Genomic DNA, 26,441 nt, shown 5'->3' with positions numbered 1-26,441 from the left:
GCCGACCGCCCCACCGGGCCCGGCGGCCGGGACCCCGGGTGCGTTACGTTCGAGGCGTGAACGCACCCAGCCCCGGCCGCCTCGTCCTGCTCACCACCAGCCACCGGGTCGCCCCCGGCCAGCTCTCCTGGCCCGCCTGGCAGGCCCTGCACCAGGCCGACCGGGTGCTCTGCGCCGACCCGGCCCACCCGCAGCTGCCCTACCTGCGGGAGGCGGGCGTCGAGGTCGAGGTCGCGGCCACCCCGGACGCGGCCGACCTGGTCGACTTCCTCGCGGGCGGGCGCACCGCCGTCCTCGTCCAGTCCGGCGAGGGCGACCGGCGCCTGACCGACGCCCTCTCCCGCCTCGCCGGCTCCGGCCGCGTCGCCATGCCCGACCTGGAACTCCTCCCCGGCGCCTACGACCTGCCCGGCGCCCGCCTCATCGACCTCGTCCAGGTCATGGACCGCATCCGTGAGGAGTGCCCCTGGTCGGCCCGGCAGACCCACGAGGGGCTCGCCAAGTACGCCATGGAGGAGGCCTTCGAACTCATCGAGGCCATCGAGGAGGGCGACCGCGACGCGCTGCGGGAGGAACTGGGCGACGTGCTGCTCCAGGTCGTCTTCCACGCCCGCATCGCCGAGGACGGCCGGCCTGCCACCGGGGACGAGGAAGAGGAGGACGGCGGGCCCTTCTCCATCGACGACGTGGCCGCCACCCTCATCGACAAGCTGGTCCGCCGCCACCCGCACGTCTTCGGGGACGCCGTCGCCGAGACCCCCGAGGAGGTCCGCGCCCAGTGGCTGCGGGTGAAGGGGGAGGAGAAGGAGCGCACCTCGGTCACCGACGGCGTGCCCGTCGCCCAGCCCGCCCTCGCCCTCGCCGCCAAGCTCGCCTCCCGTGCCCGTGGCGCCGAACTGCACGTTCCGCTCCCCGAGGGCCCCGGCCCCGGCCCCGCCCTGCTCGCCCTCGCCGTCGAGGCCGAGCGGCAGGGCACCGATCCCGAGGCCGCCCTGCGCGAGAGCGCCCGCCGTTATCGCGAGGCCATCCGGGCCGCCGAGGGCCACTGAGCCCCGCCACCCGGCCCCCGATACGGTCGGACCATGAGCGAAACCCAGGCAGCCGGGCGTCCCGCACTCTTCGGCTGGGAGTTCGCCGCCGACCCGTACCCCGCCTACGCCTGGCTGCGCACCCACGAGCCGGTCCACAAGACCCGGCTGCCCAGCGGCGTGGAGGCGTGGCTGGTCACGCGGTACGCGGACGCCCGGCAGACCCTCGCCGACCCCCGGCTCAGCAAGAACCCGGTGCACCACGCCGCCGACGAGGCCGGGCGCAGCCGTACCGGCATCCCCGGCGAGCGCAGCGCCGGGCTGATGACGCACCTGCTCAACATCGACCCGCCGGACCACACCCGGCTGCGCCGCCTGGTCTCGAAGGCGTTCACCCCGCGCCGCGTCGCCCAGTTCGCGCCCCGCGTGCAGGAGCTGACCGACGGGCTCATCGACGGCTTCGCCGGGCGCGGCGAGGCCGACCTCATCCACGAGTTCGCCTTCCCGCTGCCCATTTACGCCATCTGCGACCTGCTCGGCGTCCCGCGCGAGGACCAGGACGACTTCCGCGACTGGGCCGGGATGATGATCCGGCACGGCGGCGGACCGCGCGGCGGCGTCGCCCGCTCGGTGAAGAAGATGCGCAACTACCTCGCCGAGCTGATCCACCGCAAACGCGCCGACCTCGGCGACGACCTCATCTCCGGCCTGATCCGCGCCAGCGACCACGGCGAGCACCTCACCGAGGAGGAGGCCGCCGCCATGTGCTTCGTCCTCCTCTTCGCCGGCTTCGAGACGACCGTGAACCTGATCGGCAACGGCACCTACGCGCTGCTCCGCAACCCCGCCGAACGCGCCCGCCTCCAGCAGGCCCTGGCCGACGGCGACGAGGCGCTGCTCGACACCGGCATCGAGGAACTCCTGCGGTACGACGGCCCGGTGGAGATGGCCACCTGGCGGTACGCCACCGAGCCGCTGCGGATCGGCGGGGCCGGCATCGCCGCCGGGGACCCGGTCCTGGTCGTGCTCGCCGCCGCCGACCGCGACCCCGAACGCTTCGCCTGCCCCGACCGCCTCGACCTCGCCCGCACCGACAACCAGCACCTCGGCTACGGCCACGGCATCCACTACTGCATCGGCGCCCCGCTGGCCCGGCTGGAGGGAAAGGCGGCCCTCGCCACCCTGCTGACCCGCCTTCCGGACCTGCGGCTCGGCGCCGCACCCGACGACCTGCGCTGGCGCGGCGGACTCATCATGCGCGGACTGCGCACCCTGCCGGTGGAGTTCACACCGGAGCGGGCCGGGGGCGCGAAGAAGGTGTGACGGCCACCCTTTTCGTTCACCGGAACTGACGACACGTCAATAATGTGATGTTGACGTGATCTCCGCTGCATCGACTTGTGACGAACGTTCGACAGCCGCTACCTTCAGCGCCAACCGGAAGCCCCGCCGCCACCGAGCGGGCGCCGGTCAGCAGTCGTCACGCGAAAGGCAACCGCATGCTCTCCGGGAACGGACGTCACCGACGCCCCCGACAGGCTCCGGCCTTCGTCGTCGCGGCCGGGGTGACCGGTTCGGCCATCGCCATCCCCCTGCTCGGCGCCGGATCGGCCAGCGCGGCCGACACCGCCACGTGGGACCGGCTGGCCGAGTGCGAGAGCGGCGGTGCCTGGAGCACCAACGCCGGCAACGGCTACTACGGCGGCCTCCAGGTCACCCAGGAACTCTGGGAGCGCCACGGCGGCCTCAGCTACGCGCCCTCCGCCGACCTCGCCAGCCGCTCCCAGCAGATCGTGGTGGCCGAGCGCATCCTCGACGCCGAGGGCACCGCCGCCTGGGCCACCTGCGCCCCCGCGATCGGGCTGAAGCAGGGCGGCGAGTCCGCCGACGTGAACCCGGGCGTCCCCAGCGACACCGGCACCCCCTCCGCCTCCCCGGCCTCGCCCGCCGACCAGGGCAAGGGCAAGGGTGAGGCCGAGGACGAGGACGGCAAGGCGCCCGACAAGGACAACAAGGGAGACCGGGACAACAAGGACGAGAAGGGCAAGGGGGAGAAGAAGGAGAAGGGGGAGAAGGGTGACACCACCTCGGCCGCCCCCTCCACCGACCCGACCTCCATCCCCGACGGCTACCCGTCCGCGACCCCGGACGAGGAGACCACGGAGATCCCCGAGGCCCCCTCGGGCGCGCCCTCCGCGACCCCGGGTGAGGACGAGGACTCCGGCGGCGGACGCCACCGCGGCGGCACCGCGGCCGAGTCGGGCTCCGGCGAGAGCCGCGAGGGCTCCGGGCGGCACGCCTCGCGGGGTGACCGCGGCGACGCGCCCGACGCCTCCGGCGCGTACACCGTCAAGGAGGGCGACAGTCTCTCGGTCATCGCCTGGCTCCACGAGGTGGACGGCGGGTGGCCCGCGCTGTACGAGGCGAACAAGGGGATCGTCGGGGACGACGCGGACCACATCCTGCCCGGTCAGGCCCTTGATCTCGGATCGGACCCGAAGGCTGAAAAGGACCGAATCGGGCGCTAGTTCGGGCGGGAATGTCCGGATCGGGGGAAGTGAGACATGGATCTCAGACCCCCTGATCGTCTTTGGAATCTGCCGCCGGCCGTGCTTACGGTCTAGGCCGCTCGCCATTGGCGGGCCCCAGCGGTCGTTACGCCGAATCCTGTCGACGGCCGTCCGGGACAGTCGTCGCGCAAGCGCCGTAGACAGGAGCGGGGGACCCAAGGTTTGCCGCCGCACCGGCCGTTCGTCCCACGACGGGGCGGGCGCCGGAGCGGCTCGGGGTGAAGCCGCGCGTTCCGGACGGGAACGCGCGGCCGGGCACTCAACCGGCCCGAACCCGACAGCTCACCTCGTAGGCGTCGGTGAGGAGATTCCTTTCATGCTGACCAACAAGGCCAAGCACCGCCGTCCCTCCAAGGTCACCCGCATCCTGTCGCTCGCCGGTGTCGCCGGTGTCGCCGTCGCCGCGCCGCTCGTCGCGACCGGCTCCGCCTCCGCCGCCACCGCTTCCGAGTGGGACGCCGTCGCCCAGTGCGAGTCGGGTGGCAACTGGTCCATCAACACCGGCAACGGCTTCTACGGCGGCCTCCAGTTCACGCCGTCCACCTGGGCCGCCTTCGGTGGCACCGCCTACGCCTCCAGCGCCGACCAGGCCACCAAGGAGCAGCAGATAGCCGTGGCCGAGAAGGTCCTGGCCGGCCAGGGCAAGGGTGCCTGGCCGAACTGCGGCACCGGCCTGAGCAACGCCGCGTACAACGGTGGCGGCGCCGAGGCCGAGAAGCCGGCCGAGCAGCCCGCCCCGCAGGCCGCCCCCGAGCGTCCCGAGCCGCGCGCCGACCGCAGCGAGCAGCGGACCGCCCCGGCCGAGGAGACCGTCGAGACCCCCACCGGCGAGGAGGTCGCCAAGGGTGACGGCGAGTACAAGGTCGCCAAGGGCGACACCCTCAGCCAGATCGCCAAGGCCGAGAACGTCGAGGGCGGCTGGAAGAAGCTCTTCGAGCTGAACAAGGACATCGTCGAGAACGCCGACCTGATCTTCCCGGGCCAGCAGCTCCACCTCTCCTGATTGCGAGCTTCGCTCGCCTCCGGGGCGCCGGCGTCGTTGTCGGGCCACCCGACGTGCTCAACCGCTTCGCGGCCTGCGCGCGACGGCGTCGCGGCAACGACGCGCCCCTTCGGCTCGCGAAGCCGCCGGTGTGGCGGGGTGGACAGGCTCCCCACGGCCCGACCCCGCCCCCCTGGACAGCCCCGCCCCGATGCGTGACTCCCCCCCAGCGCATCGGGACGGGGCTTCCCCTTTCCCTCCCTGTCGGCTTCCTCCCTGTCGCCGCCGGGCGGTCGTTACCGGTGAGTAGAAATCGGCGGTTGCGTACGGTTTCGCCCCGTACGGGCCTCTTTTCGTCCCAGCGTCCGGGCGCGACGCCAGGATGGGGTCGGCCGCCGGTTAGGCTCTGGAGCGAACGGCCGACCGAAGGCCGACCCGCGTCACATCCCAGAAGGAGATGCTCGTGCCGTCCATCGACGTCGTCGTAGCCCGGGAAATCCTGGACTCCCGAGGCAACCCCACGGTCGAGGTCGAGGTCGGCCTCGACGACGGCAGCACCGGCCGCGCCGCCGTGCCGTCCGGCGCCTCCACGGGCGCCTTCGAGGCCATCGAACTGCGTGACGGTGACCCCAACCGTTACCAGGGCAAGGGTGTCGAGAAGGCCGTCCTCGCCGTCATCGAGCAGATCGGCCCGGAGCTCGTCGGCTACGACGCCACCGAGCAGCGCCTGATCGACCAGGCCATGTTCGACCTGGACGCCACCGACAACAAGGGCTCGCTCGGCGCCAACGCCATCCTCGGCGTCTCCCTCGCCGTCGCCCACGCCGCCTCCGAGGCCAGCGACCTGCCGCTCTTCCGCTACCTCGGCGGCCCCAACGCGCACCTGCTCCCGGTGCCGATGATGAACATCCTGAACGGCGGCTCGCACGCCGACTCCAACGTGGACATCCAGGAGTTCATGATCGCCCCGATCGGCGCGGAGTCCTTCTCCGAGGCCCTGCGCTGGGGCACCGAGGTCTACCACACGCTGAAGAAGGTCCTGAAGCGCAAGGGCCTGGCCACCGGCCTCGGCGACGAGGGCGGCTTCGCCCCGAACCTCGACTCCAACCGCGCCGCCCTCGACCTCATCCTGGAGGCGGTCAAGGAGGCCGGCTACGTCCCCGGCAAGGACGTCGCGCTCGCCCTGGACGTCGCCGCCTCCGAGTTCTACAAGGACGGCTCTTACGAGTTCGAGGGCAAGTCCCGCTCGGCCGCCGAGATGACCGAGTACTACGAGGAGCTGGTCGCGGCCTACCCGCTGGTCTCCATCGAGGACCCGCTCTTCGAGGACGACTGGGCCGGCTGGAACGTCATCACCGAGAAGCTCGGCGACAAGGTCCAGCTCGTCGGTGACGACCTGTTCGTCACCAACCCCGAGCGCCTCGCCCGCGGCATCGAGGAGAAGTCGGCCAACGCCCTGCTCGTCAAGGTCAACCAGATCGGCTCGCTCACCGAGACGCTGGACGCCGTCGAGCTGGCCCAGCGCAACGGCTTCAAGTGCATGATGAGCCACCGCTCCGGCGAGACCGAGGACGTCACCATCGCCGACCTCGCCGTCGCCACCAACTGCGGCCAGATCAAGACCGGCGCCCCGGCCCGCTCCGAGCGCGTCGCCAAGTACAACCAGCTCCTGCGCATCGAGGAGATCCTCGACGACGCCGCGGTCTACGCCGGCCGCAGCGCCTTCCCGCGCTTCAAGGGCTGACCCGGCCGGGCCGCCGACGGCCCCCGGCCTCCCCGCGTCCCCGCCCCCGGTCCCGTACCGTGGGCGGGGACGCGGGCACGTGCGGGCGAGGATCAGCGGGACGTGCGAGCGCGGGACACCTGACGGACGGGCAGAGCGGCCGCGCACAGCGCACGGCCGAAGGGGAGGCGGGCATGGCCGGGAAGAAGAGCGGTGCGGACCGCTTCTCCACCGCGACCCGGCTCAGGCTGTTCGGCGAGCAGACCGCCGCCCGCGTCTACCGCTCGCAGAACCGCCGCCAGGCCCGCCGCTCCCGCCTCACCGGCCGCGCCGCCCTCCTCGCCCTCGTCCTCTGCTCCCTGATCGTCGCGCTGGCCTACCCGATGCGGCAGTACGTCTCCCAGCGCGCCGAGATCGCCGACCTCCAGCGCGAACGGGAGGCCCACCGCGCCAAGGTCGAGCAGCTGCGCGACGAGAAGGCCCGCTGGGAGGACGACCGCTACGCCGAGCAGCGCATCCGCGAGCGCCTGCACTACGTACGCCCCGGCGAGACCGGCTACACCATGATCGACCCGGACGCGGCCGAACCGAGCCGCACCGACCGCACCGCCGCGACCCGGCCCTGGTACACCAACCTGCTGGAAGGCGTCGACCGCGCCGACCAGGCCGCCGGGCCGCGGCCCGTCCGCCCCGCCACCGAGTGAACGACCGAGAGACCTGACCCCGCCATGGACACGCCCCCGCCGCCCACCCCGCGCACCGAGCCGACCGCAGCCGACGTCGACGCCTTCCAGCAGCAGCTGGGCCGTCCGCCGCGCGGTCTGCGCGCCATCGCGCACCGCTGCCCCTGCGGCCAGCCCGACGTCGTCGAGACGGCGCCCCGCCTGGAGGACGGCACGCCCTTCCCCACGCTGTACTACCTGACGTGTCCGCGCGCCGCCTCGGCCATCGGCACGCTGGAGGCCAACGGCGTGATGAAGGAGATGACCGAGCGGCTGGCCACCGACCCGGAACTGGCCGACGCCTACCGGGCCGCGCACGAGGACTACATCAAGCGCCGCGACGAGATCGAGGAGCTGAAGAACTTCCCCTCCGCCGGCGGCATGCCGGACCGGGTGAAGTGCCTGCACGTCCTGGTCGCCCACTCGCTGGCCGCCGGACCCGGCGTCAACCCGCTCGGTGACGAGGCGCTCGCGATGCTCCCCGAGTGGTGGCGCAAGGGCTCCTGCGTGACGCTGCCGCAGACCGCGGAGCCGGCCGCCGCGACCGGCGCCGACCAGGCCGAGGAGGAGGGCCGGTGACCGCCCGTCGTGTCGCCGCCATCGACTGCGGCACCAATTCCCTCCGCCTGCTGGTCGCCGACGCCGACCCGGCCACCGGCGAGCTGACCGACCTCGACCGCCGGATGCGGATCGTCCGCCTCGGCCAGGGCGTCGACCGCACCGGCCGCCTCGCCCCCGAGGCCCTGGAGCGCACCTTCGCGGCCTGCCGCGAGTACGCCGCCGTCATCAGCGAACTCGGCGCCACCGAGGTCCGGTTCACCGCCACCTCGGCCACCCGCGACGCGGAGAACCGGGCTGAGTTCACCGAGGGCGTCCGCGACCTCCTCGGCGTCACCCCCGAGGTCGTCACCGGCGACGAGGAGGCCGCGCTCTCCTTCACCGGCGCCACCAAGGAACTGGCCGGCCGCGCCGACCTGGCCACTCCGTACCTGGTCGTCGACATCGGCGGCGGCTCCACCGAGTGCGTCGTCGGCACGGACGGCGTCCGCGCCGCCCGCTCCGTCGACATCGGCTGCGTCCGCCTGACCGAACGCCACCTCGCCCGCCCGGACGGCACGGTGACCGACCCGCCCACCGCCGACCAGGTCGAGGCGATCCGCCGCGACATCACCGCCGCCCTCGACGAGGCCGCCCGCACCGTCCCGCTGGACGAGGCCCGCACCCTGGTCGGCCTCGCCGGCTCCGTCACCACGGTGGCGGGCCTCGCCCTCGGCCTCACCGCGTACGACTCGGCCGCCATCCACCACGCCCGCATCCCGTACGCCAAGGTCAAGGAGGTCACCGACACCCTCCTGACCTCCACCCACGCCGAACGCGCCGCCAACCCGGTCATCCACCCGGGCCGCGTCGACGTCATCGCGGCGGGGGCGCTGATCCTCCTCACCCTGATGGAGCGCACGGGCGCCGCCGAGGTCGTCGTCAGCGAGCACGACATCCTCGACGGGATCGCCTGGAAGGCTGCGGGGGCCTAGACAACCCCGGAGGCCCGAGGGAGGGCGGTTCGGCGACGGGCGGGTGCCTGCGCGGAGCCGCCCTTCGCGTACCCGGGGGCCCTCACCGCCGGTCCGCCGCCCGTGCCGCCAGTACCAGCAGTGCACCCCCGCGCACCAGACAGGCCAGCCGCTGTCCCTCGACCCGGAGGCGGAACAGGCCCGGGGTGGTGCCGATGCCGGCGGTGTCCGGGTGTGGGGCGGCCGGGTCCTCGGCCAGAGCGGTGAGGGTGGCCAGGACGCGCATGGCGGCCGGCCGGGGGAGGGCGCGCAGGTGATGGCGGGCGGCCGGGGTGAAGTGCGGAGCCGGTGTCATGCCGGGCCCGGCGTACGGCCCGAGAAGAGGTCGGCGACCAGTTCGGCCATGGTGACGGTCGGTTCGTCGCGGGCCAGGACCGCTTCCGCCTCGCGGGCCAGCATCAAGTCGGCGGCCTCCTCCAGGACTTCGAAGTCGGCGAAGGGGACGAGGGCGGCGACCGGGGCGCCGTTGCGGGTCACCACGGTCGGGGTGCCGGACTCGGCCCGGTTGATGTGCTCGGCGAGATGGGCGCGGGCCTCCCGCACCGAGACGCTGTTCTCCACTGCTTCGACGGCGGCCCGCGCGACACCGCTCGCGTGCTCCTGGTGCTCCGGCATGGAGGGGAGGGTACGCCTCCGGTTGTCCGCCCCGCGAGCCGCGGCGACCGGGCCCTCCCGCTACGCCTGATCGGCGGTCAGCCGGACCACGTTCACCCCGGGGTCCGTGTCCGTCCGCCGCGCGGCGCGGACCCTCCACCGCCCGGCCGGAAGCCGTACGGGGGCCTGGTCCGGCACGCCCCGGTACTCCACCCCCAGGCCGGTGCCGGCCTCGACCGAGTCCATCAGCACAGCAGGACCGTCGGTGACCCAGACCCCGCACTCCTCCCAGTCGGTGCCGGGGTCGCCCGGGGTCGCCCTGGCCGCGGTGAGCAACGCGCCCTCCGAGCCGGCCCCCGCCCACCGCACGAAGAGCAGTTCCTCCGGCAGGAAGCAGGTCCGTTCGGGGAGGTCGGCCAGGACGAGCGCGCCGGCGCTCTCGGTGCCCACGGAGATCACCCCGGCCAGGCCCCCCACCTCGCACGTCCGGTCGTAGTCGTCCCGGCCGCCGGCCTCGCCGAGTACCTCTCCCAGAGCTGTTCTTCGGGGGTGCGGCGCCCCGCGCCGGTGGAGAGGTTCACGGGCGCAGTCTGCCGCCCCGCGCCGACCGCCCCGGGGCCGTGGTGCGCACCGGCGTGGGCGCCCGCGCGCACGCCCTTCAACCCCGGTGCCGCACCGCCCGTTTGAGCGTCCCGGCGAAGGGCCTGAGCGGCCCCGGAGGGCTGTCCGGGGGGTCTCTCCGGCATGCCGCCGGGAAACTTCGTGAACTTCTTCACAAGAGAAAGTGCTCCGATGGGCGAAGTCGAGGGCCTTTCGGCCTCCATATGGGCGACTCCGGGCCCCAACCCTCTGTGCATGGGGTGTTTCCCTCGCGTTGCCTGGGGATGAAAGGCCGACCGGGCTCCTGCCCCCGGAAGGGGCGAGCGGGCAGCTCACAGGGGGTGGGGAACGTCCGAAGGGGGGCGGTGGTTCCGCCACGCGGACATGACTTGGGTCACGCGGGCCGCGCAGTGTAGCAGAGGGGGTGGGGAACCTTGTGAAGGGGCGCACGATCCACCCCCCGGGGGCGGGTGGATACTCGATGGCATGAGCACCACGGAGCGTCCCAGGATCCTCGTTGTAGGCGGTGGGTACGTTGGCTTGTACGCAGCACGACGCATTCTGAAGAAGATGCGCTACGGCGAGGCGACCGTCACGGTCGTCGACCCGCGCTCGTACATGACGTACCAGCCCTTCCTCCCCGAAGCCGCAGCCGGCAACATCTCGCCGCGTCACGTCGTCGTCCCGCTGCGGCGTGTACTGCCGAAGGCCGAGGTGCTGACCGGCCGGGTCACCACCATCGACCAGGACCGCAAGGTCGCCACGATCGCGCCGCTGGTCGGCGAGGCGTACGAGCTGCCTTTCGACTACCTCGTCATCGCGATGGGTGCGATCTCCCGCACCTTCCCGATCCCCGGCCTCGCCGAGCAGGGCATCGGCATGAAGGGCGTCGAGGAGGCCATCGGCCTGCGCAACCACGTCCTCGAGCAGCTCGACAAGGCTGACTCCACGACCGACGAGGAGGTCCGCCGCAAGGCGCTGACCTTCGTCTTCGTCGGCGGTGGCTTCGCCGGGGCCGAGACGATCGGTGAGGTCGAGGACCTCGCCCGGGACGCCGCGAAGTACTACAACAACGTCACCCGCGAGGACATGCGGTTCATCCTCGTGGACGCGGCCGACAAGATCCTCCCCGAGGTGGGTCCGAAGCTCGGCGAGTACGGCAAGAAGCACCTGGAGAGCCGGGGCGTCGAGGTCTACCTCTCGACCTCCATGGACTCCTGCGTCGACGGCCGTGTGGTGCTCAAGAACGGCCTTGAGGTCGACTCCTCCACCATCGTGTGGACCGCCGGCGTGAAGCCGAACCCGGCGCTCAGCCGCTTCGGTCTCCCGCTCGGCCCGCGCGGCCACGTCGACACCGCCGCCACGCTCCAGGTGCAGGGCACGGACTACATCTGGGCAGCCGGCGACAACGCGCAGGTGCCGGACATCATCGGCCGCAAGAACGGCAACCCGAACGCCTGGTGCCCGCCCAACGCGCAGCACGCGCTGCGGCAGGCCAAGGTCCTCGGCGACAACGTGATCTCCGGCATGCGGGGCTTCCCGCAGAAGGAGTACAGCCACGCCAACAAGGGTGCGGTCGCCGGTCTCGGCCTGCACAAGGGCGTCGCGATGATCGTCATGGGCAAGATGAAGATCAAGCTCAAGGGCCGTCTCGCCTGGTACGCCCACCGTGGCTACCACGGCATGGCGATGCCGACGTTCAACCGCAAGATCCGCGTCTTCGCGGACTGGACCCTCGGCATGTTCCTCAAGCGCGAGGTGGTCTCCCTCGGCGCGATGGAGACGCCGCGCGAGGAGTTCTACGAGGCGGCCAAGCCCACCCCGGCCCCCGCCGCCAAGGCCGAGGAGTCCGAGTCGGCCAAGGCCAAGGCGTCCTGACGCCCTGACCGCACGCTGAATGCTCCCTGAGGGGGCGCTCGCCATCCGTGGTGCGAGCGCCCCCTTTTGGCGTGCCATATAGATGGCCTCTGCATGTATTTTGCGGATTCCTTACCCGGGACCGGGACTGCGCGGGCCCCCCATCGGTGTTCACATGTGTACGTACAGCAGCGGCCGCGTCCGCGCGCGGCCGACCCCCGACACAGGAGCTCAGGCACACCGAACCCGGAAGGTGACGCGTCATGCACGGTGCCGCCCAGCGGCTGGCCACACACGCCGAACAGATACTGGGAGTCCCCCTCCCGGTCCGCCTGCGCGCCTGGGACGGCACCGAACACGGTCCGCCCGGAACCCCCGTGATCGTCCTCCGCAACCGCCGCGCCCTGCGCCGCATCCTCTTCAAGCCCGGTGAACTCGGCCTCGTGCGGGCCTGGGTCTCCGGCGACCTCGCCGTCGAGGGGGACCTCTACGAGGCGCTCGACCTCCTCGCCGGAGTGGTCTGGGAGACCGAACGTCCCCCACTCGGCCCCCTCGACGCCGTCCGGGACCCGCAGGTGCGCGCCGCCGCCCTCGACGTCGCCCGGCTGGCCGGACCCTTCCTCCCGCCGCCGCCCCCGCCCGAGGAGGCCCCCGTCCGGCGCCGCCTCGGCGGCCGGCACACCAAGGGCCGCGACCGCAAGGCCATCAGCCACCACTACGACGTCGGCAACGACTTCTACGAGCGGGTCCTCGGCCCCTCCATGGTCTACTCGTGCGCCTACTGGCAGGACGACGCCACCCTGGAGAGCGCCCAGCGCGACAAGCTCGACCTGATCTGCCGCAAGCTCGGCCTGGCCCCCGGCATGCGCCTGCTCGACGTCGGCTGCGGCTGGGGCTCGATGGCGCTGCACGCCGCCCGCGAGTACGGCGTCCAGGTCGTCGGCGTCACCCTCTCGCGCGAACAGGCCGCCTACGCCCGCAAGCGCGCCGCCGAACAGGGCCTCGCCGACCGCGTCGAGATCCGCGTCAAGGACTACCGCGACGTCCGGGACGGGCCCTACGACGCGATCTCCTCCATCGGCATGGCCGAGCACGTCGGCGCCGTCCGGTACCTGGAGTACGCCGACGACCTGTACGCCCTGCTCAAGCCCGGCGGACGGCTCCTCAATCACCAGATCGCCCGCCGCCCCCAGGACGACGAGGCCGCCTACCACGTGGACGCCTTCATCGACGCCTACGTCTTCCCCGACGGCGAACTCGCCCCCGTCGGCTCCACTGTCGCCCAGCTGGAGCGCGCCGGGTTCGAGGTCCGCGACCTGGAGGCGCTGCGCGAGCACTACGCCCTGACCCTGCGGGCCTGGGTGCGGAACCTGGAGGCCCACTGGGAGGAGTGCGTCCGGCTGGCCGGGGCCGGCCGGGCCCGGGTCTGGCTGCTCTACATGGCCGCCTCCGCCCTCTCCTTCGAGCGCAACCGGATCGGCGTCAACCAGATCCTCACCGTCCGCACCCCCGCCGAGGGCCACCCCGGGCTGCCGCTGCGGGCCCGGAAGTGGACGGCGCTCTCGGCCCGGACCGACACCGGGCGCGACGGCACGTCACCCGACCGGCCCGACGGCAGCGCGGCGTTCCGGGGCGAGGGCGGCCCCCGTCGCGGGGAGCCGCGCGGCCGGGCCCCGGGCCCCGGCGACGACGGGACCACCCCGGCCCCCCGGTCCCCCGAGTCGGTCTGAGGCCACCCCGCCCGGCTGCCCCGGCCGCCCCGACCTTCCGCGCGTACGGCGCCGGGCCCCGCCCCTGCGAACAGGGGCGGGGCCCGGCGCCTCGCTCGTACCGCCGCCCGTCGTGAGCGGTCCGGCCGGGCTACTCGGTCTTGATCGCGGTGAGCATGTTCAGCCGGGCGGCGCTGCGGGCCGGCCAGAGGGCGGCCAGGACACCGACCAGGGCGGCCAGCGCCAGGAAGATCGCGATCCGGTCCCACGGGAGCACCAGCTCGTAGCCCGGGATGGAGTCCGCGATCGTCTCGCCGATCGCCCAGCCCAGGAAGACCCCGAGGGCGGTGCCGAGGACCGCGCCGAAGAGCGAGATCACCACGGCCTCCAGCCGGATCATCCGCTTCACCCGGCGCCGGTCCAGGCCGATCGCCCGCAGCATCCCGATCTCCTGCTGCCGCTCGAAGACCGACATGGCCAGCGTGTTGACCACACCCAGCACCGCGATGATCAGGGCCATCGCCAGCAGGCCGTACATGATGTAGAGCATTGTGTTGATCATGCCGCCGAAGGCGTTGCGGATCTCCTGCTGGTCCATCACGTCGATCGCCGGGTTGTTGCCGAGAGCGTCCACCAGGGCCTGACGGGCGGAGTCCGAGGGGCCGCCGTCGGTGTTGACCCAGATCTCCATGATCATCGGGGCGGCCTCGTGGGCGTCCGCCACCGCGCGGTCGATCAGGACGCTGTCGAGGAACTCGTTGCCCTCGAAGGTGGCGCCGACCTTCAGCTCGCCCTTCTTCTCGTCGTCGAAGGTGACCGGGAGCGTGTCACCGACCTTCCAGCCGCGCTTGTCGGCGGTCTTCGTGTCGACCGCGATCGCGCCGTCCTCGAGCGTGGCGAGCGAGCCGTCGACGACCTTGAGGTGGAAGACCTTGTCCACCGCCCCCGGCGTCACCGACGAGGCGCCCATGTAGTCGTCCTCGAACTGGAAGCCGGCCGCCTGCTTCGGCGACACCGCGCTCACGCCGTCCGCGCCTTCCAGCGCCTTCAGGGCGGAGGAGTCCATGGGGCTGCCGGAGGCCATCGTGACCATGTAGTCGGCCCTGATGTGGTCCGTGGTCATCCGGTCGATGGCCTGGCCGACCGTGAGACCCAGCACCGACAGGCCGGTGACCAGGGTCAGGCCGATGGCGAGCGCGGAGGCCGTGGTGCCGGTACGGCGCGGGTTGCGCACCGCGTTCTGCGCGGCGAGCTTGCCGGAGACGCCGAAGAGCTTGGTCAGCAGCGGCCGGACCGCCGCGATCACCGGCCGCGACAGCAGAGGGATCAGCACCATCACCCCGAGCAGCGCGAAGAAGGCGCCGCCCGCGATCAGGTACCGGCCGTCCTCGCCGCCCTTGGAGGCGCCCGCGACGATCGCCGCCGCGCCCGCCGCCGTCACGATGGAACCGATGGTGTTCCGCACCACCAGGGACTTCACCGTGGCCACCGCGTGCACACTGTTCATCGCGGCCACCGGCGGGATCTTCGCGGCCCGGCGGGCCGGCAGCCAGGCGGCCAGGACCGTGATCACGATGCCGACGCCGAAGGCGGAGCCCACCGCAACCGGCGAGACCACCAGCGGACCGGCGGGCATCTCCGCGCCGAAGGTGTCCATCGCCGAGCGCAGCGCCACCGCGAGCCCGAGCCCGAGGCCGAAGCCGACCACCGAGGCGACCAGACCCACCAGCGCCGCCTCGGCCAGCACCGAGCGCTTCACCTGGCGGCGGGAGGCGCCGACGGCGCGCATCAGCGCCAGCTCACGGGTGCGCTGGGCGATCAGCATGGTGAAGGTGTTGGCGATCAGGAAGACACCGACGAAGAGGGCGATCCCGGCGAAGGCGAGCAGCATGGTGTTGAGGCCGGTCAGCCCCGCCTCGATGTCCTTGGCCTGCTCCTCGGCGAGGGCCTGCCCGGTCTGCGCCGTGGCGTCCTCGGGCAGGAGCGCCTCGACCTTCTTCAGCAGCGCGGCGTCCGAGGCGCCGGCGTCCGCGGTGACCGTCACGTCCTTGAAGTAGCCCGGGCGCAGGTACTGCTCCTGGGCGGTGCGCTGGTCGAAGAGGACCAGGCTGCCGCCGGCGTTGACCGCGCCGTCCTCGGTGGTGAAGACGCCGGAGAGGGTCAGCTCCTGGACGGGCCCGTTGGTGGCGACGCGGACCTTGTCGCCCACCTGGTACTCGCCCTTGTCGGCCGTGGTCCGGTCGAGCGCGACCTCGCCGGCCTTCGGGCCCGTGCCGTCGGTGAAGGTGTACTGCGGGTCCTTGCCGTCCGCGCCCGGGGCGAAGTTGGCGCCGGTGTTGGACCAGCCGCTGCCGATCAGCTTGCCGTCCGGGTCGGCGACGCCCGCGAAGCCGGAGACCCGGCCGTGGGCCGCGGCCACGCCGTCGATCCCCTGGATCTTCTCCAGCGTCGCGGCGTCGATGCCGGTCTTCTCCTGGTCGCGCTGGTCCGCGTAGGTCTGCACGGAGACGGCGACGTCGTCGTAGCTCTTGGCGGACTGGTTGCGCAGGGCGTTGCCGAGGGTGTCGGTGAAGACCAGGGTGCCGGAGACGAAGGCCACGCCGAGCATCACGGCGAGCACGGTCATCAGCAGCCGGGCCTTGTGCGCAAGGACGTTGCGCAAAGCGGTACGGAACATGAGGAGTCCTGGAAGGAAGGGGCGCGCCCGGTGGGCCGCGCGGGACGGAGGAGTGAGCGGGGCGCGGTACTAGCTGGTGCGGCCCTTCGCGTCGAACTCCTTCATCCGGTCCAGCACGCTGTCGGCCGTCGGCCGGTGCATCTCGTCGACGATGCGGCCGTCGGCGAGGAAGACCACCCGGTCCGCGTAGGAGGCGGCGACCGCGTCGTGGGTCACCATCACCACGGTCTGGTGGAGCGTCCGCACGGAGTTGCGCAGGAAGCCCAGGACCTCGGCGCCGGAGCGGGAGTCCAGGTTGCCGGTGGGCTCGTCGCCGAAGATGATCTCCGGCTGCGAGGCGAGCGCCCGGGCCACCGCGACGCGCTGCTGCTGTCCGCCGGAGAGCTGCGCCGGACGGTGCTTCAGCCGGTCGCGCAGGCCCACCATGTCGATGACCTGGTCCAGCCACGCCTTGTCGGGCTTGCGCCCGGCGATGTCCATCGGGAGGGTGATGTTCTCCAGGGCGGTGAGGGTCGGCAGCAGGTTGAACGCCTGGAAGATGAAGCCGATCTTGTCCCGCCGCAACTGCGTGAGCTGCTTGTCCTTCAGCGCGCCCAGCTCCGTGTCGCCGATCCGCACCGAGCCGCCGTCGAAGGTGTCCAGCCCTGCCACGCAGTGCATCAGCGTGGACTTGCCGGAGCCCGAGGGGCCCATGATCGCGGTCAGCTCGCCCTGCCGGAAGTCGATGGAGACCTGGTCCAGCGCGACCACCCGGGTCTCGCCCGCGCCGTACACCTTGCTGAGTTCGGTGGCACGGGCGGCCACCTCGGTGGACCTGGAGGCCAGAGGGGTGGTGGTGGTCACGGGGAAGCTCCTGTCGGTGGGGCGGCGCGGACTCGTGGCTCCCGGCGTCTGCCCGGCGGGCGGACACGGCAAGCCACCCCTTCCCTGAGGCCGGGGGTGAGTCGTCTGACGGTCTGCGTCCATCCTTCCTGCCGAAACCCCGCGGGCCATCACCCCCCAGTTCCCTTTCGGGTGCCACTCCGTGGGGTGACCCGGGAGCGGAGGGTCATACCTGGGTATGACCCTCCGCCCGACCCGACCCTGACGACCACCCCTGAGGCGGGGCCCCGCGCGGGCCGGGAGAGCCCGGCCGCCGCGAGACCCTGATCACGCTTTCCGGTGGTTCTCGGGACCCGTCCCGTGCCCCGGTACCGGCGCCGCTCGGTAGGCCCGTGGGAGCCGGGCCGGCCCAACCCGCCACGGAGGCAATGATCTTCGACCGCCGGCTGGTCGCATTCCGGTCATTCTCGGTCCGGCCCGCCTTCAGCCGGGTGCGGGGAGTGGCTGCGGAAGGGCGGCGTGGGGGGAGCGCGCGATGTTCTGATGCACCCTCAGGCGCCAATAAAATAAGACAACATCGGCTTGAGGGCCCGCTGTCCGAGTGACTTGTCCGGATAGGCTCACACCGCGTATATGCGGCCCCCAGCTTGCCCGGATGGTGGAATGCAGACACGGCGAGCTTAAACCTCGCTGCCCTTCACGGGCGTACCGGTTCGAGTCCGGTTCCGGGCACATCCGCACCCAGCCGCCGGGCCGCGTGAGCCCCCCGCTCTCACCTCGCCCGGTGCAGGATCTCCGCCACCACCTCGCTCTTCGCGTCGGCGTACTGCTGCATGTACGTCCAGTTCCGCGCGGCCAGCTCGCGCTTGGTGCGCGCGTACAGGTCGCGGTCGGCCTCGTCGGCTCGCAGGTGGTCGCGGAAGCGGAGCATCCGCGCGGTCTCGGGGCAGTCCTCGGGGAAGACGTGCAGATTGACGGCGTCCGCCGCGGGGTGCGCCGGCGCACCCCGGAGCAGGCGGTGCGCGTACCAGTCGGGTTCGCGGATGACCAGGCGCAGGCCGAGCGGGGCGAGCGCGGGGACGTAGGCGCCCTCGTCCGCCGGGTCGGGGACGGTCAGGACGAGGTCCAGGACCGGTTTGGCGGGCAGGCCCGGGACCGAGGTCGAGCCCGCGTGGTCGACGCGGTGCGCGAGAGGAGCCAGCCGTTCGCCGATCCGGGCCGCCAGCGCCGCGTACGCCTCGGGCCAGCGCGGATCGTACGGCGCGAGGGTGACCGGTCCGTCCAGCCGGGGCGGGGCGGCGACGTACGCGGCCTCGATCTCCTGGTCGGTCATGGGCGCGCGGCCCTCGGGCCGGGCGGAGGGCTGCTGGTCCGGCATGGGGCTCCTGACGGGCGGGACGGGTGGCCTCCCCGGATTCTGCCGCTCCCGGCGCCCTCCCCACCACCGCTCGCCGACTTTGCCGTTTCCTGACCTGTCTCATGCCGAACCCTGGAAGAGATGTAGTACTCCTGCTACGTTTCATCGCAGAAGCAAGACGGGGAAGCGAAGGTACGAACGGATGGGGGAGCCGGAGATGGCGTTCGACAGCGGGGGCGCGGGCGGAGGCGGGGAGGCCGTCGTCGACGTGCGGGACCTGTGGATGAGGTACGGGGAGAAGGACGTGCTGCGCGGGGTCTCGTTCGAGATCCGGCGGGGTGAGGTGCTGGGGCTGCTCGGGCCCAACGGTGCGGGGAAGACGACGACGATCGAGATCATGGAGGGGTTCCGCCAGCCCTCCTCCGGCCACGTCCGGGTGCTCGGCGAGGACCCGCTGCACGGCGGGGACGCCTGGCGGGCGCGGGTCGGCGTGGTGCTCCAGTCCTGGCGCGACCACAGCCGCTGGCGGGTCGGCGCGCTGCTGGAGCAGTTCGCCTCCTACTACCGGCCGTATACCGGGCGCGACGGGTACCCGGGGCCGTACGAGGTGGCCGAGCTGCTGGCGCGGGTCGGGCTGTCCGACAAGGCGGGGACCAAGGTCGGGGCGCTCTCCGGTGGCCAGCGGCGGCGGCTCGACGTCGCGGTGGGCATCGTCGGCCGGCCGCGCCTGCTCTTCCTGGACGAGCCGACCACCGGCTTCGACCCGAAGGCGCGCAGCGACTTCCACGACCTGGTGCACGCCCTCGCCGACCTGGAGGACACCACGGTCCTGCTCACCACCCACGACCTCGCCGAGGCGGAGAAGCTCGCCGACCGCATCCTCATCCTCGACGGCGGCAGGATCGTCGCCGACGGCAGCGCGGAGCAGCTGGCCCGGCAGGTCGCGGGTGAGGACGAGGTCCGCTGGACGCGCGACGGCGTCCGCGAGGTCCACCTGACGGCGGACGGCACGCGGTTCACCCGCGAGCTGTTCGAGCGGTACGGCGCGGAGATCACCGAGCTGGAGGTGCGCCGGGCCAGCCTGGAGGACACCTACCTGCGGATGGTCGCGAAGAGCGAGGCGAAGCTGGAGGAGCCGGCTCCGGACCAGGAGACGGCCAGGGAGCGGACGGGGGAGCCGGCATGAGCGGGACGGTGAGCGGGACGGGCGCGCGGGAGCGGGGAGCGGCCCGGTCCGTCCGGGGCGGAGGCTACGGACCGGGGGTCCGGCGTGGCTGCACGGAGTTCATGAACTCCCTGCGCACCCCGACCGACGTGGGCTACTACGTCATCGGTTCGGCCGTCTTCCTCTTCGTCATCCTCCGCAACCGGGACAGCATCGACGAGACGACCGGCCTCAGCGCGGGCGCGCTCATGCTGCCCGGTGTGCTCGCGTTCTCGATGATCTTCGCCGCGCTCTTCGGCCTGGCGACCGCCGTCGCCACCGAGCGCGAGGACGGCACGCTGCTGCGCGCCAAGTCCCTGCCGCACGGCACCACCGGCTACGTGGTGGGGCAGAGCACCAGGACCGCGCTGGAGGTCTGCTTCTCCCTCACCCTGCTGCTGGTGCCCGGCCTCATCCTGCTCGACGACGGCTGGTCCGGCGGCGTGTGGGGAGTGCCGCACGTGGCCTCGCTGCTGGTGCTCGGGGTGCTCGCCTCGACCCCCCTCGGCTTCGCCGTCGGCTCGCTGGTCAAGAATCCGCGCACGCTCGGCGGCTTCGGGTTCCTGTTCATGGGCGGCATGGTCGCGATCTCGGGTACGTTCTTCCCGCTGTCGGTCATGCCCGGCTGGGCGGCGGGGCTCGGGCAGGTCTTCCCGCTGTACTGGCTGGGCCACGGACTGCGCTCGGCGATGCTGCCGGACGCCGCGGCGGCCGGAGAGATCAACGGAAGCTGGCAGGTGTGGGAGAGCTACGCGGTCCTCGGAGCCTGGGCGCTGGTCGGCCTCGTCCTGGCGCCGGTGCTGCTGCGCCGGATGGCGCGCAGGGAGTCGGGCGCCTCGGTGTCCGCGCGCAGGGAGACCGCACTCCAGCGGTACTGAGGTGAGCCGATGACGCCCCGTACGGAGGGGGCAGGTTCCGGCGCGGGTGCCGCGCCGGAACCGGTCCACAACCGCATCGCGATGCTCCGCGTCGAACGCCAGGTCACGCGCCGCCAGCTCGCCGACGCCCTCGGCGTCCACTACCAGACCGTCGGCTACCTGGAGCGCGGCGAGTACAGCCCGAGCCTCCACCTCGCCCTGCGCATCGCCGCGTACTTCGAGGTGCCGGTGGAGTTCGTCTTCTCGCTGACCCCGTTCGCCCCGCTCAAGCCGTGACCGGCCGCGCCCGGCGTGCGGGGGTGCCGGGCACGGGTCAGGGTGGGGCCATGAGCGGACTCGTACAGGTGGTCGTGTACCCGCCCTCGCCGACCGGCGGGCGCCGGGTCTGGGCCGACGGGGAGATCCTGGGGCTCGCCCGCTCGGCGCGGGACGTGGCGGAGCTGGTGCGGAGGGCCGGGATGACCGGGGTGACCGAGGCGAACGTCGGCGAGGCCGAGGCCGTCGAGTGGCGGGGCGGGGGCGCCGAGGTGTGGCCCGCGCCCGAGGGTCCGCCGGAGGGCGGAGCCGCCCATTCCCGTCTGCCGTGAGGGGAAGGTCACCCGCCCGGCGCCCCGGTGCCGGGCCACCCCGCGCGCACCCCGGCCGCCGTCGGCCGTGGTGCGTCGCACGCACCCTTCCCCGCCTGCGAAGACGTCCTCCGCCCGGCGTCGCGGCGAGTTGCCCTGGAGTACCCGCTTTGGGGGTTTGACCCCGGGGGATTTCGGTCAAGAGCGCGGAAAGATCCTTCCCAAGCAGTAGGGTCATTCTTTTGCCCACCCATTACTCTTGGGCCAAGGCCACGCAGGGTGGCCACGGAGGAGTGAGATGAGGAGCAGCAACCCGGTCTTCTCGCGACGGGGGTTCAGCCGCGACAACGGCCACGCGCAGTTCAACGCGGCGCCGCAGGCCGGGGGCCCCGCCGTCGGAACGCAGCAGGGCAACCCGTACGCGGGCGGCAACCCTTACGCGGGCCAGAACCCGTACGCCGGTCAGAACCCGTACGCCCAGGGCGACCAGCAGACGTACGCCAACCCGTACGCGCAGGACCAGTACGGCGTGCAGGCGCCCACCACCGACCGCATGACGATGGACGACGTCGTCATGCGCACGGCGACGACCCTCGGCACGCTGATCGTCACGGCCGCCCTCGCCTGGTGGTTCCTGCCGGTCGACGACGCCAACATCGGCACGTCGTACGGCGTCGCCATCGGCGCCGGTCTCGTCGCGATGGTGCTGGCGCTCGTCCAGTCGTTCAAGCGCAAGGCCTCGCCCGCGCTGATCCTGGCGTACGCGGCCCTCGAAGGTGTCTTCCTCGGCGTCGTGAGCAACGTCGTCGACAACCGGATCGCCGACGGCGCGGCCATGCAGGCCGTCATCGGCACCATGGCGGTCTTCACCGCGGTGCTGGTGGCCTACAAGGCCGGCTGGATTCGCGTCAACCGCCGCTTCTACGGCTTCGTGATGGCCGCCGCGATGGGCTTCGTGCTCCTCATGGCGGTCAACCTGCTCTTCGCCGTCTTCGGCGGCGGTGACGGCCTCGGCTTCCGCAGCGGCGGCCTCGGCATCATCTTCGGCATCATCGGCGTCCTGCTCGGTGCCTGCTTCCTCGCCCTCGACTTCAAGCAGGTCGAGGACGGTATCGCCTACGGTGCTCCGCGCGAGGAGTCCTGGCTGGCCGCCTTCGGCCTGACCATGACCCTGGTCTGGATCTACCTGGAGTTCCTGCGTCTGATCGCCATCCTCCAGGGTGACGACTGACGGCAGGTCCCTCGCACGACGAAGCGCCCCGCGGAGCTGTCCGCGGGGCGCTTCGGCGTTCCCGGGCCGGCCCAGGGCATAGGGTCGGCGGTGTGCTTGATACGACCCCGCTGACCAGTGCCGTGGACCAGTTCGCCGACCGGCTGCGGGCCGCCCCGCAGAGCAAGCTCCAGCGCGGCGCCGCCGCCGAGGCCCTGGAACTGGCCCGCGAGCTGTCCGCCCGGGCCCAGCGCCTGGAGGAGCCCGCCGGGGAGGTGCGCGTGATGCCCGACGCCGGGATGTTCGCCGTCGCCGACCAGGTCACCGTCGCCGCCCACGACCTCGCCCTCGTCCTGCCCGGTGAGGCGGCCCTGGAGTCGGCCGTGGCCCGGGTCGCCGAGGCGCGGGAGCGGGCCGGGATCTGACGGGGCGTACGCACGAGTCCGCGCCCCCGGCGGGGACGCGGACCTCGGCGAGCAGGCGGGGCGGGCGGTCAGACGGAGGCTATGACGCGGTCGGCCAGCAGGTAGACGTTGTCCTCGCCGCAGGAGAAGGTCAGGGCGTACGCGCCCGAGACTCCGGAGCCGCCCAGCAGTACCGGCGTCTCACCGGCCCGCAGGGAACCCGCCAGCAGCTCGGCCGTCTCCCGGTGGCCCGGGGTCATGCAGAGGGTGGTGCCGTCGGCGAAGACGTAGACGTCCAGGGTGCCCAGTGGGCCCGGGCGCACGTCGGCCAGGGCGGTGCGGGCCAGCGCCAGCTCCTCCAGGACGGCCACCGTCGTCTCGTGGTCGTCGCCGGGCGTCTCGCGCTCCACCGGGGTGGGGCGGACCGGGACGAAGTCCGGGTGCGAGGGGTGGCGGCGGCGGGCGGCGGCCAGCTCGGGGGAGTCCTCCTCCGGCTCGGCGGCCGGGAGGTGCTGCGCGGCCTCGGCGGCGTCCAGCGCGTCGAGCCCGGCCAGGTCCGCCTGGCGGGGGATGAACAGGTCGTCCACCAGGCCGTGCAGGCCGCCCAGGAGCGAGGGGGCGTCCGAGGCGTCCCGCGCCTCCTGCGCCGCCCAGAACGCCCGCGCCTCGGCCAGCTCGCGCTCCCGCTCCTCGGCCAGCGCCTCGGCGACGGCCTCACGGATGGAGTCCGCGTCGGCGGCCCGGGCGGCCGGGACGGTGGCGCGGCCGGAGTGGGTGGCGTGCAGCTCGGCGCGGAGCGCCGTGATCTGCCGGCGCAGCCCGTGCACGGCGTGCAGGGCGACAGCGCCCACGGCCACCACGGCGGCGAGGGCGATCAGCAGGGCAAGGGTCATGGCGCTCACTGACGTACTCCCGGTTCGAGTCGGTCCCCGACTTCCTACATCAGCTTGAAGGGCGAACCATCCGGCTGTCAGTGCATTACGTCACGAAAGGGACAGGTCTTTCGGCGGGGCGTTCCCCCTCAACCCATAGTGACCTGCGGAAATGCCGATCCCCCGGGATATAGGTCACATCCTGGGGGAGATTGGGTCACGGAATGGAGGAGGGGCGGGTGGTGCGGAAGGGGTGCGGTACGGCCGCTCCCCTCCCCACCTGCGAAGGGTGGCCCGGCGTGCGCACGGGGCCACCCTCCGTGGGTGAGACCTGGGGTCTCGGGGCCGTCAGCTGAGGCGCTCGATGACCATCGCCATGCCCTGGCCGCCGCCCACGCACATGGTCTCCAGACCGAACTGCTTGTCGTGGAACTGGAGGCTGTTGATGAGGGTGGTGGTGATGCGGGCACCGGTCATGCCGAAGGGGTGGCCCACGGCGATGGCGCCGCCGTTGACGTTGACCTTCTCCAGGGGCAGGCCCAGGTCGCGGTAGGAGGGGATGACCTGGGCGGCGAAGGCCTCGTTGATCTCGGCGAGGTCGATGTCGTCGATGGTCAGGCCCGCCCGGCGCAGGGCCTGGTTGCTCGCCTCGACCGGGCCGTAGCCCATGATCTCCGGGGAGAGGCCGGAGACGCCGGTGGAGACGATGCGGGCCAGCGGGGTCAGGCCCAGCTCGCGCGCCTTGGTGTCGGACATGATCACCAGGGCGGCGGCCCCGTCGTTGAGCGGGCAGCAGTTGGCCGCGGTGACCCGGCCGTCGGGGCGGAAGACGGGCTTCAGGCCCTGCACACCCTCCAGGGTGACGCCGGCGCGCGGGCCGTCGTCCTGGCTCACCACGGTTCCGTCCGGGGTGGTGACGGGGGTGATCTCGCGCTCCCAGAAGCCCTTCTTGATGGCTTCCTCGGCGAGGTTCTGCGAGCGGACGCCGAACTCGTCCATCTCCTCGCGGGTGACCCCCTTCAGCCGGGCCAGGTTCTCGGCGGTCTGGCCCATCGCGATGTACGCGTCGGGCAGCTTGCCGTCCTCGCGCGGGTCGTGCCAGGAGTCCGCGCCCTGCTCGGCGACGGCGGCCGTACGGGCCTCCGCCTCGGCGAAGAGCGGGTTCCGGGTGTCCGGGAGGGAGTCGGAGTTGCCCTTGGCGAAACGGGAGACCGTCTCGACACCGGCCGAGATGAAGACGTCGCCCTCGCCGGCCTTGATCGCGTGCAGGGCCATGCGGCTCGTCTGGAGGGACGAGGAACAGTAGCGGGTCACCGTGCAGCCGGGCAGGTGGTCCATGCCCATCTGGACGGCGATGATCCGGCCGAGGTTGTTGCCCTGCTCGCCGCCGGGGAGGCCGCAGCCGAGCATCAGGTCGTCGATGTCACGAGGGTTCAGCTCGGGGACCTTGGCCAGGGCCGCCTCGATGATGTGGGCGGTCAGGTCGTCCGGGCGTACGTCCTTCAGGGAGCCCTTGAAGGCGCGGCCGATGGGGGAGCGGGCGGCAGAGACGATCACAGCTTCGGGCATCGGGCGGCTCCAGTCGGTACGAGGGCGGGGCTTCCTTGCGGAAGCTACCCGTACGTAGGGTTCGGGTCACCCACTCTGGGCTGTGACACGGGCCGCACTTTCTAAGCGCTTGCTCACGGCCGCGGGGCCGAGGGGGGTGCGGGGGCTGGGCTGTTTTGGGGTGGGCGGGGTTTCCGGTGCGGCTCCGGGGTGGCCGCGGGCACCGTGGCCTCAGACGCCGGCCGGGCTCTTTGGCCTCAGACGCCGGCCGGGCTGCGTGTGATGGGGCTGAGGTGGCACCTCAGCCACCGGTCACCGATGGCCTCAATCGCCGGCCGGGCTGTCAATAGCCCGGCCGGTGATTGAGGCCGTTCCTTTCGGGCGCCGGAGTCTCCGGGGCCGGAGTCTCCGGGGCCGGGGCCGGGGAGGGCTCGTGGGGGATGCGGCGGCGTCGGCGGCGTTTGAGGAGGGCGAGGGGGCCTCGGGCGCCCCCTGCGGCGGTGACCTCGGTGCCGCCCTCGGCGGCGGCGCGGGCGGCGGCGCGGGCCACGGGCAGGAAGCCCTCGTCGCGGGCGGCCTCCGGGCGCTCGCTCTCGGGCCAGAGTCCGAGCGAGGCGCAGAGGGTGGGGAGTACCGCCATCGCCGCTGTCGCGTACCCCTCCGCCGAGGGGTGGTAGTTGTCGGGGCCGAACAGTTCGCGCGGGTTCTGTGCGAACTCGGGCCCGAGCAGGTCGCCGAGGGAGACGGTCCGCCCGCCCTGTTCGACCGTCCCGATGGTCTGGGCGGCGGCCAGCTGCCGCGAGGCCCGCCGGGCGAGCCAGCGCAGCGGCTGGTAGACGGGCTCGATGGTGCCGAGGTCGGGGCAGGTCCCGACCACCACCTCGGCCCCGGCCGTGCGCAGCCGCCGTACCGCCGAGGCGAGCAGCCGTACCGACTCGGTGGCGGCCATGCGGTGGGTGACGTCGTTGGCGCCGACCATCAGCACGCAGACGTCGGGCACCCACCCGCCGTCGGCCAGCGCCAGCGACACCTGGCGGTCGAGGTCGTCGGAGCGGGCACCGGGGACGGCGACGTTCCGCAGTTCGACCGGGCGCTCGGCGACGGCCGCCAGCCCGCTGGCGAGGAGCGCGGCCGGGGTCTGCCGGGACCGGTGCACCCCCTGCCCTGCCGCCGTCGAGTCGCCCAGCATCAGGAACCGCAGCGGCTCCAGCGGCGGCTCCCCGTCGGCCCGGATGCCGAAGGCCCTCCCGTACACGCCGTCGGCGCGCGGCGGCGCGGCCCCGTTCCCCTGGCTCCCCACGGAGCGCTTGGCGAGCTGGGCCTCGGCCAGCAGCACCCCGACGCCGGCCACGCCGAGCAGTCCGATGCCGCCGCCGCCGTACGCCGCGCCCGCCGCGATCCGCCGTGCCACCCTCGCCCTCGACATCACCGGCAGCCACCTCCTCGTAGCCGTACACCCACACTGTGCCCCGCCGGGACCGTGCGCCAATCCCCGGCGGCCACGCCGGGGGGCCCGGGCGGCTTACGCTGTGCGCACCCATACAGCC

General features: G+C 72.8%; 25 protein-coding genes, 1 tRNA gene and 1 riboswitch. Of the genes, 17 read left to right on the top strand and 9 right to left on the bottom strand.

Annotation, left to right across the window (positions count from 1 at the left end; translation table 11 throughout):
• The first annotated feature begins 56 nt into the window (after positions 1-56).
• The 8 genes from OIM89_RS10540 (at position 57) to OIM89_RS10505 (ending at position 8,557) form a co-directional block, all read left to right on the top strand.
• Positions 57-1,049, top strand: coding sequence for a nucleoside triphosphate pyrophosphohydrolase (locus OIM89_RS10540; protein WP_030698678.1), 993 nt, complete (start codon positions 57-59; stop codon positions 1,047-1,049).
• 33 nt (positions 1,050-1,082) lie between these two features.
• Positions 1,083-2,351, top strand: a complete 1,269-nt coding sequence (locus OIM89_RS10535; RefSeq protein ID WP_030698679.1) for a cytochrome P450 family protein — start codon at positions 1,083-1,085, stop codon at positions 2,349-2,351.
• Between the two features lie 176 nt (positions 2,352-2,527).
• On the top strand, positions 2,528-3,556 hold the full coding sequence (locus tag OIM89_RS10530; RefSeq protein WP_264491179.1) for a transglycosylase family protein: 1,029 nt from the start codon (positions 2,528-2,530) through the stop codon (positions 3,554-3,556).
• A 164-nt stretch (positions 3,557-3,720) separates the two neighbouring features.
• Positions 3,721-3,909: riboswitch (cyclic di-AMP (ydaO/yuaA leader) on the top strand.
• Between the two features lie 5 nt (positions 3,910-3,914).
• The gene (locus OIM89_RS10525; protein ID WP_030698681.1) at positions 3,915-4,601 is read left to right on the top strand and encodes a transglycosylase family protein; all 687 of its coding nucleotides are present in this window, start codon (positions 3,915-3,917) and stop codon (positions 4,599-4,601) included.
• A 436-nt stretch (positions 4,602-5,037) separates the two neighbouring features.
• Positions 5,038-6,324 carry a phosphopyruvate hydratase gene (gene eno, locus OIM89_RS10520; protein ID WP_030698682.1) on the top strand — a complete coding sequence of 429 codons (1,287 nt, stop codon included), beginning with the start codon at positions 5,038-5,040 and terminating at the stop codon, positions 6,322-6,324.
• Between the two features lie 173 nt (positions 6,325-6,497).
• Positions 6,498-7,007 carry an FtsB family cell division protein gene (locus OIM89_RS10515; RefSeq protein ID WP_030698683.1) on the top strand — a complete coding sequence of 170 codons (510 nt, stop codon included), beginning with the start codon at positions 6,498-6,500 and terminating at the stop codon, positions 7,005-7,007.
• A gap of 24 nt (positions 7,008-7,031) precedes the next feature.
• On the top strand, positions 7,032-7,604 hold the full coding sequence (locus OIM89_RS10510) for a DUF501 domain-containing protein (protein ID WP_030698684.1): 573 nt from the start codon (positions 7,032-7,034) through the stop codon (positions 7,602-7,604).
• Complete coding sequence (locus OIM89_RS10505) at positions 7,601-8,557, top strand: Ppx/GppA phosphatase family protein (RefSeq protein WP_030698685.1); 957 nt, start codon at positions 7,601-7,603, stop codon at positions 8,555-8,557. Before OIM89_RS10510 ends, OIM89_RS10505 begins: the two co-directional genes overlap by 4 nt.
• Before the next feature lie 82 nt (positions 8,558-8,639).
• Here OIM89_RS10505 and OIM89_RS10500 read toward each other — a convergent pair whose 3' ends face one another.
• Genes OIM89_RS10500 through OIM89_RS10490 form a run of 3 tightly spaced genes read right to left on the bottom strand, consistent with a single transcriptional unit; the run spans position 8,640 to position 10,126 of the window.
• Entirely contained in the window at positions 8,640-8,891 is a 252-nt protein-coding gene (locus OIM89_RS10500) for a type II toxin-antitoxin system RelE family toxin (RefSeq protein ID WP_195730465.1), read from the bottom strand.
• Positions 8,888-9,211 (bottom strand): type II toxin-antitoxin system Phd/YefM family antitoxin, encoded by a 324-nt coding sequence (locus tag OIM89_RS10495; protein WP_010642964.1) that lies wholly within the window; start codon positions 9,209-9,211, stop codon positions 8,888-8,890. The genes OIM89_RS10500 and OIM89_RS10495 overlap by 4 nt, the downstream gene beginning before the upstream one ends.
• Before the next feature lie 60 nt (positions 9,212-9,271).
• Positions 9,272-10,126, bottom strand: coding sequence for an immunity 21 family protein (locus tag OIM89_RS10490; protein WP_264491178.1), 855 nt, complete (start codon positions 10,124-10,126; stop codon positions 9,272-9,274).
• A gap of 150 nt (positions 10,127-10,276) precedes the next feature.
• Here OIM89_RS10490 and OIM89_RS10485 point away from each other — a divergent pair, with 150 nt between their 5' ends.
• Both OIM89_RS10485 and OIM89_RS10480 read left to right on the top strand, forming a co-directional pair.
• Positions 10,277-11,668, top strand: coding sequence for an NAD(P)/FAD-dependent oxidoreductase (locus OIM89_RS10485; RefSeq protein WP_030698687.1), 1,392 nt, complete (start codon positions 10,277-10,279; stop codon positions 11,666-11,668).
• 242 nt (positions 11,669-11,910) lie between these two features.
• Positions 11,911-13,377, top strand: a complete 1,467-nt coding sequence (locus OIM89_RS10480) for an SAM-dependent methyltransferase (RefSeq protein WP_264491177.1) — start codon at positions 11,911-11,913, stop codon at positions 13,375-13,377.
• 130 nt (positions 13,378-13,507) lie between these two features.
• On the opposite strand, the gene OIM89_RS10475 is transcribed toward OIM89_RS10480, so the two are convergent.
• Positions 13,508-16,033: an ABC transporter permease gene (locus OIM89_RS10475; RefSeq protein ID WP_217467280.1), complete on the bottom strand. Its 2,526-nt coding sequence runs from the start codon at positions 16,031-16,033 to the stop codon at positions 13,508-13,510.
• 69 nt (positions 16,034-16,102) lie between these two features.
• The gene (locus OIM89_RS10470; protein ID WP_047140024.1) at positions 16,103-16,876 is read right to left on the bottom strand and encodes an ABC transporter ATP-binding protein; all 774 of its coding nucleotides are present in this window, start codon (positions 16,874-16,876) and stop codon (positions 16,103-16,105) included.
• 628 nt (positions 16,877-17,504) lie between these two features.
• Between OIM89_RS10470 and OIM89_RS10465 the strand changes: the two genes are divergently transcribed.
• Positions 17,505-17,587: transfer RNA gene (locus tag OIM89_RS10465), tRNA-Leu, on the top strand.
• Positions 17,588-17,627: 40 nt separating this feature from the next.
• Here the strand turns inward: OIM89_RS10465 and OIM89_RS10460 are convergent.
• A complete protein-coding gene (locus tag OIM89_RS10460; RefSeq protein ID WP_238470055.1) occupies positions 17,628-18,233 on the bottom strand; it encodes a GrpB family protein in 606 nt (201 codons plus the stop codon).
• A 196-nt stretch (positions 18,234-18,429) separates the two neighbouring features.
• Between OIM89_RS10460 and OIM89_RS10455 the strand changes: the two genes are divergently transcribed.
• The 6 genes from OIM89_RS10455 (at position 18,430) to OIM89_RS10430 (ending at position 22,495) form a co-directional block, all read left to right on the top strand.
• Complete coding sequence (locus OIM89_RS10455; RefSeq protein WP_226964320.1) at positions 18,430-19,398, top strand: ABC transporter ATP-binding protein; 969 nt, start codon at positions 18,430-18,432, stop codon at positions 19,396-19,398.
• A 101-nt stretch (positions 19,399-19,499) separates the two neighbouring features.
• A complete protein-coding gene (locus tag OIM89_RS10450) occupies positions 19,500-20,294 on the top strand; it encodes an ABC transporter permease (RefSeq protein WP_030698693.1) in 795 nt (264 codons plus the stop codon).
• A 9-nt stretch (positions 20,295-20,303) separates the two neighbouring features.
• A complete protein-coding gene (locus OIM89_RS10445) occupies positions 20,304-20,570 on the top strand; it encodes a helix-turn-helix transcriptional regulator (RefSeq protein ID WP_047140021.1) in 267 nt (88 codons plus the stop codon).
• Positions 20,571-20,620: 50 nt separating this feature from the next.
• Positions 20,621-20,881, top strand: a complete 261-nt coding sequence (locus OIM89_RS10440; RefSeq protein ID WP_037665493.1) for a hypothetical protein — start codon at positions 20,621-20,623, stop codon at positions 20,879-20,881.
• Between the two features lie 277 nt (positions 20,882-21,158).
• Complete coding sequence (locus OIM89_RS10435; protein WP_047468216.1) at positions 21,159-22,091, top strand: Bax inhibitor-1/YccA family membrane protein; 933 nt, start codon at positions 21,159-21,161, stop codon at positions 22,089-22,091.
• A 92-nt stretch (positions 22,092-22,183) separates the two neighbouring features.
• Positions 22,184-22,495 (top strand): hypothetical protein, encoded by a 312-nt coding sequence (locus tag OIM89_RS10430; RefSeq protein WP_030698697.1) that lies wholly within the window; start codon positions 22,184-22,186, stop codon positions 22,493-22,495.
• Positions 22,496-22,563: 68 nt separating this feature from the next.
• On the opposite strand, the gene OIM89_RS10425 is transcribed toward OIM89_RS10430, so the two are convergent.
• From OIM89_RS10425 to OIM89_RS10415, 3 genes are all read right to left on the bottom strand, one after another.
• Positions 22,564-23,367 carry a hypothetical protein gene (locus OIM89_RS10425; RefSeq protein ID WP_030698698.1) on the bottom strand — a complete coding sequence of 268 codons (804 nt, stop codon included), beginning with the start codon at positions 23,365-23,367 and terminating at the stop codon, positions 22,564-22,566.
• A 327-nt stretch (positions 23,368-23,694) separates the two neighbouring features.
• A complete protein-coding gene (locus OIM89_RS10420; protein ID WP_030698699.1) occupies positions 23,695-24,915 on the bottom strand; it encodes an acetyl-CoA C-acetyltransferase in 1,221 nt (406 codons plus the stop codon).
• Between the two features lie 322 nt (positions 24,916-25,237).
• Positions 25,238-26,320 carry an SGNH/GDSL hydrolase family protein gene (locus OIM89_RS10415; protein WP_229360019.1) on the bottom strand — a complete coding sequence of 361 codons (1,083 nt, stop codon included), beginning with the start codon at positions 26,318-26,320 and terminating at the stop codon, positions 25,238-25,240.
• Positions 26,321-26,441 lie beyond the last annotated feature (121 nt).

This window comes from Streptomyces sp. BI87, assembly GCF_025957665.1.
Taxonomy (GTDB): Bacteria; Actinomycetota; Actinomycetes; order Streptomycetales; family Streptomycetaceae; genus Streptomyces; species Streptomyces albidoflavus.
The sequence above is the reverse complement of the archived record's forward strand: the minus strand, read 5'-3'. Positions and strand labels throughout refer to the sequence as shown.

Coding starts and splice junctions, on each gene's coding strand:
- OIM89_RS10535 (WP_030698679.1), top strand. CDS start 1,083: ATGAGCGAAACCCAGGCAGCCGGGCGTCCCGCACTCTTCGGCTGGGAG.
- OIM89_RS10530 (WP_264491179.1), top strand. CDS start 2,528: ATGCTCTCCGGGAACGGACGTCACCGACGCCCCCGACAGGCTCCGGCC.
- OIM89_RS10525 (WP_030698681.1), top strand. CDS start 3,915: ATGCTGACCAACAAGGCCAAGCACCGCCGTCCCTCCAAGGTCACCCGC.
- eno (WP_030698682.1), top strand. CDS start 5,038: ATGCTCGTGCCGTCCATCGACGTCGTCGTAGCCCGGGAAATCCTGGAC.
- OIM89_RS10515 (WP_030698683.1), top strand. CDS start 6,498: ATGGCCGGGAAGAAGAGCGGTGCGGACCGCTTCTCCACCGCGACCCGG.
- OIM89_RS10510 (WP_030698684.1), top strand. CDS start 7,032: ATGGACACGCCCCCGCCGCCCACCCCGCGCACCGAGCCGACCGCAGCC.
- OIM89_RS10500 (WP_195730465.1), bottom strand. CDS start 8,891: ATGACACCGGCTCCGCACTTCACCCCGGCCGCCCGCCATCACCTGCGC.
- OIM89_RS10495 (WP_010642964.1), bottom strand. CDS start 9,211: ATGCCGGAGCACCAGGAGCACGCGAGCGGTGTCGCGCGGGCCGCCGTC.
- OIM89_RS10485 (WP_030698687.1), top strand. CDS start 10,277: ATGAGCACCACGGAGCGTCCCAGGATCCTCGTTGTAGGCGGTGGGTAC.
- OIM89_RS10480 (WP_264491177.1), top strand. CDS start 11,911: ATGCACGGTGCCGCCCAGCGGCTGGCCACACACGCCGAACAGATACTG.
- OIM89_RS10475 (WP_217467280.1), bottom strand. CDS start 16,033: ATGTTCCGTACCGCTTTGCGCAACGTCCTTGCGCACAAGGCCCGGCTG.
- OIM89_RS10460 (WP_238470055.1), bottom strand. CDS start 18,233: ATGCCGGACCAGCAGCCCTCCGCCCGGCCCGAGGGCCGCGCGCCCATG.
- OIM89_RS10455 (WP_226964320.1), top strand. CDS start 18,430: ATGGCGTTCGACAGCGGGGGCGCGGGCGGAGGCGGGGAGGCCGTCGTC.
- OIM89_RS10450 (WP_030698693.1), top strand. CDS start 19,500: ATGAACTCCCTGCGCACCCCGACCGACGTGGGCTACTACGTCATCGGT.
- OIM89_RS10445 (WP_047140021.1), top strand. CDS start 20,304: ATGACGCCCCGTACGGAGGGGGCAGGTTCCGGCGCGGGTGCCGCGCCG.
- OIM89_RS10440 (WP_037665493.1), top strand. CDS start 20,621: ATGAGCGGACTCGTACAGGTGGTCGTGTACCCGCCCTCGCCGACCGGC.
- OIM89_RS10435 (WP_047468216.1), top strand. CDS start 21,159: ATGAGGAGCAGCAACCCGGTCTTCTCGCGACGGGGGTTCAGCCGCGAC.
- OIM89_RS10425 (WP_030698698.1), bottom strand. CDS start 23,367: ATGACCCTTGCCCTGCTGATCGCCCTCGCCGCCGTGGTGGCCGTGGGC.
- OIM89_RS10420 (WP_030698699.1), bottom strand. CDS start 24,915: ATGCCCGAAGCTGTGATCGTCTCTGCCGCCCGCTCCCCCATCGGCCGC.
- OIM89_RS10415 (WP_229360019.1), bottom strand. CDS start 26,320: ATGTCGAGGGCGAGGGTGGCACGGCGGATCGCGGCGGGCGCGGCGTAC.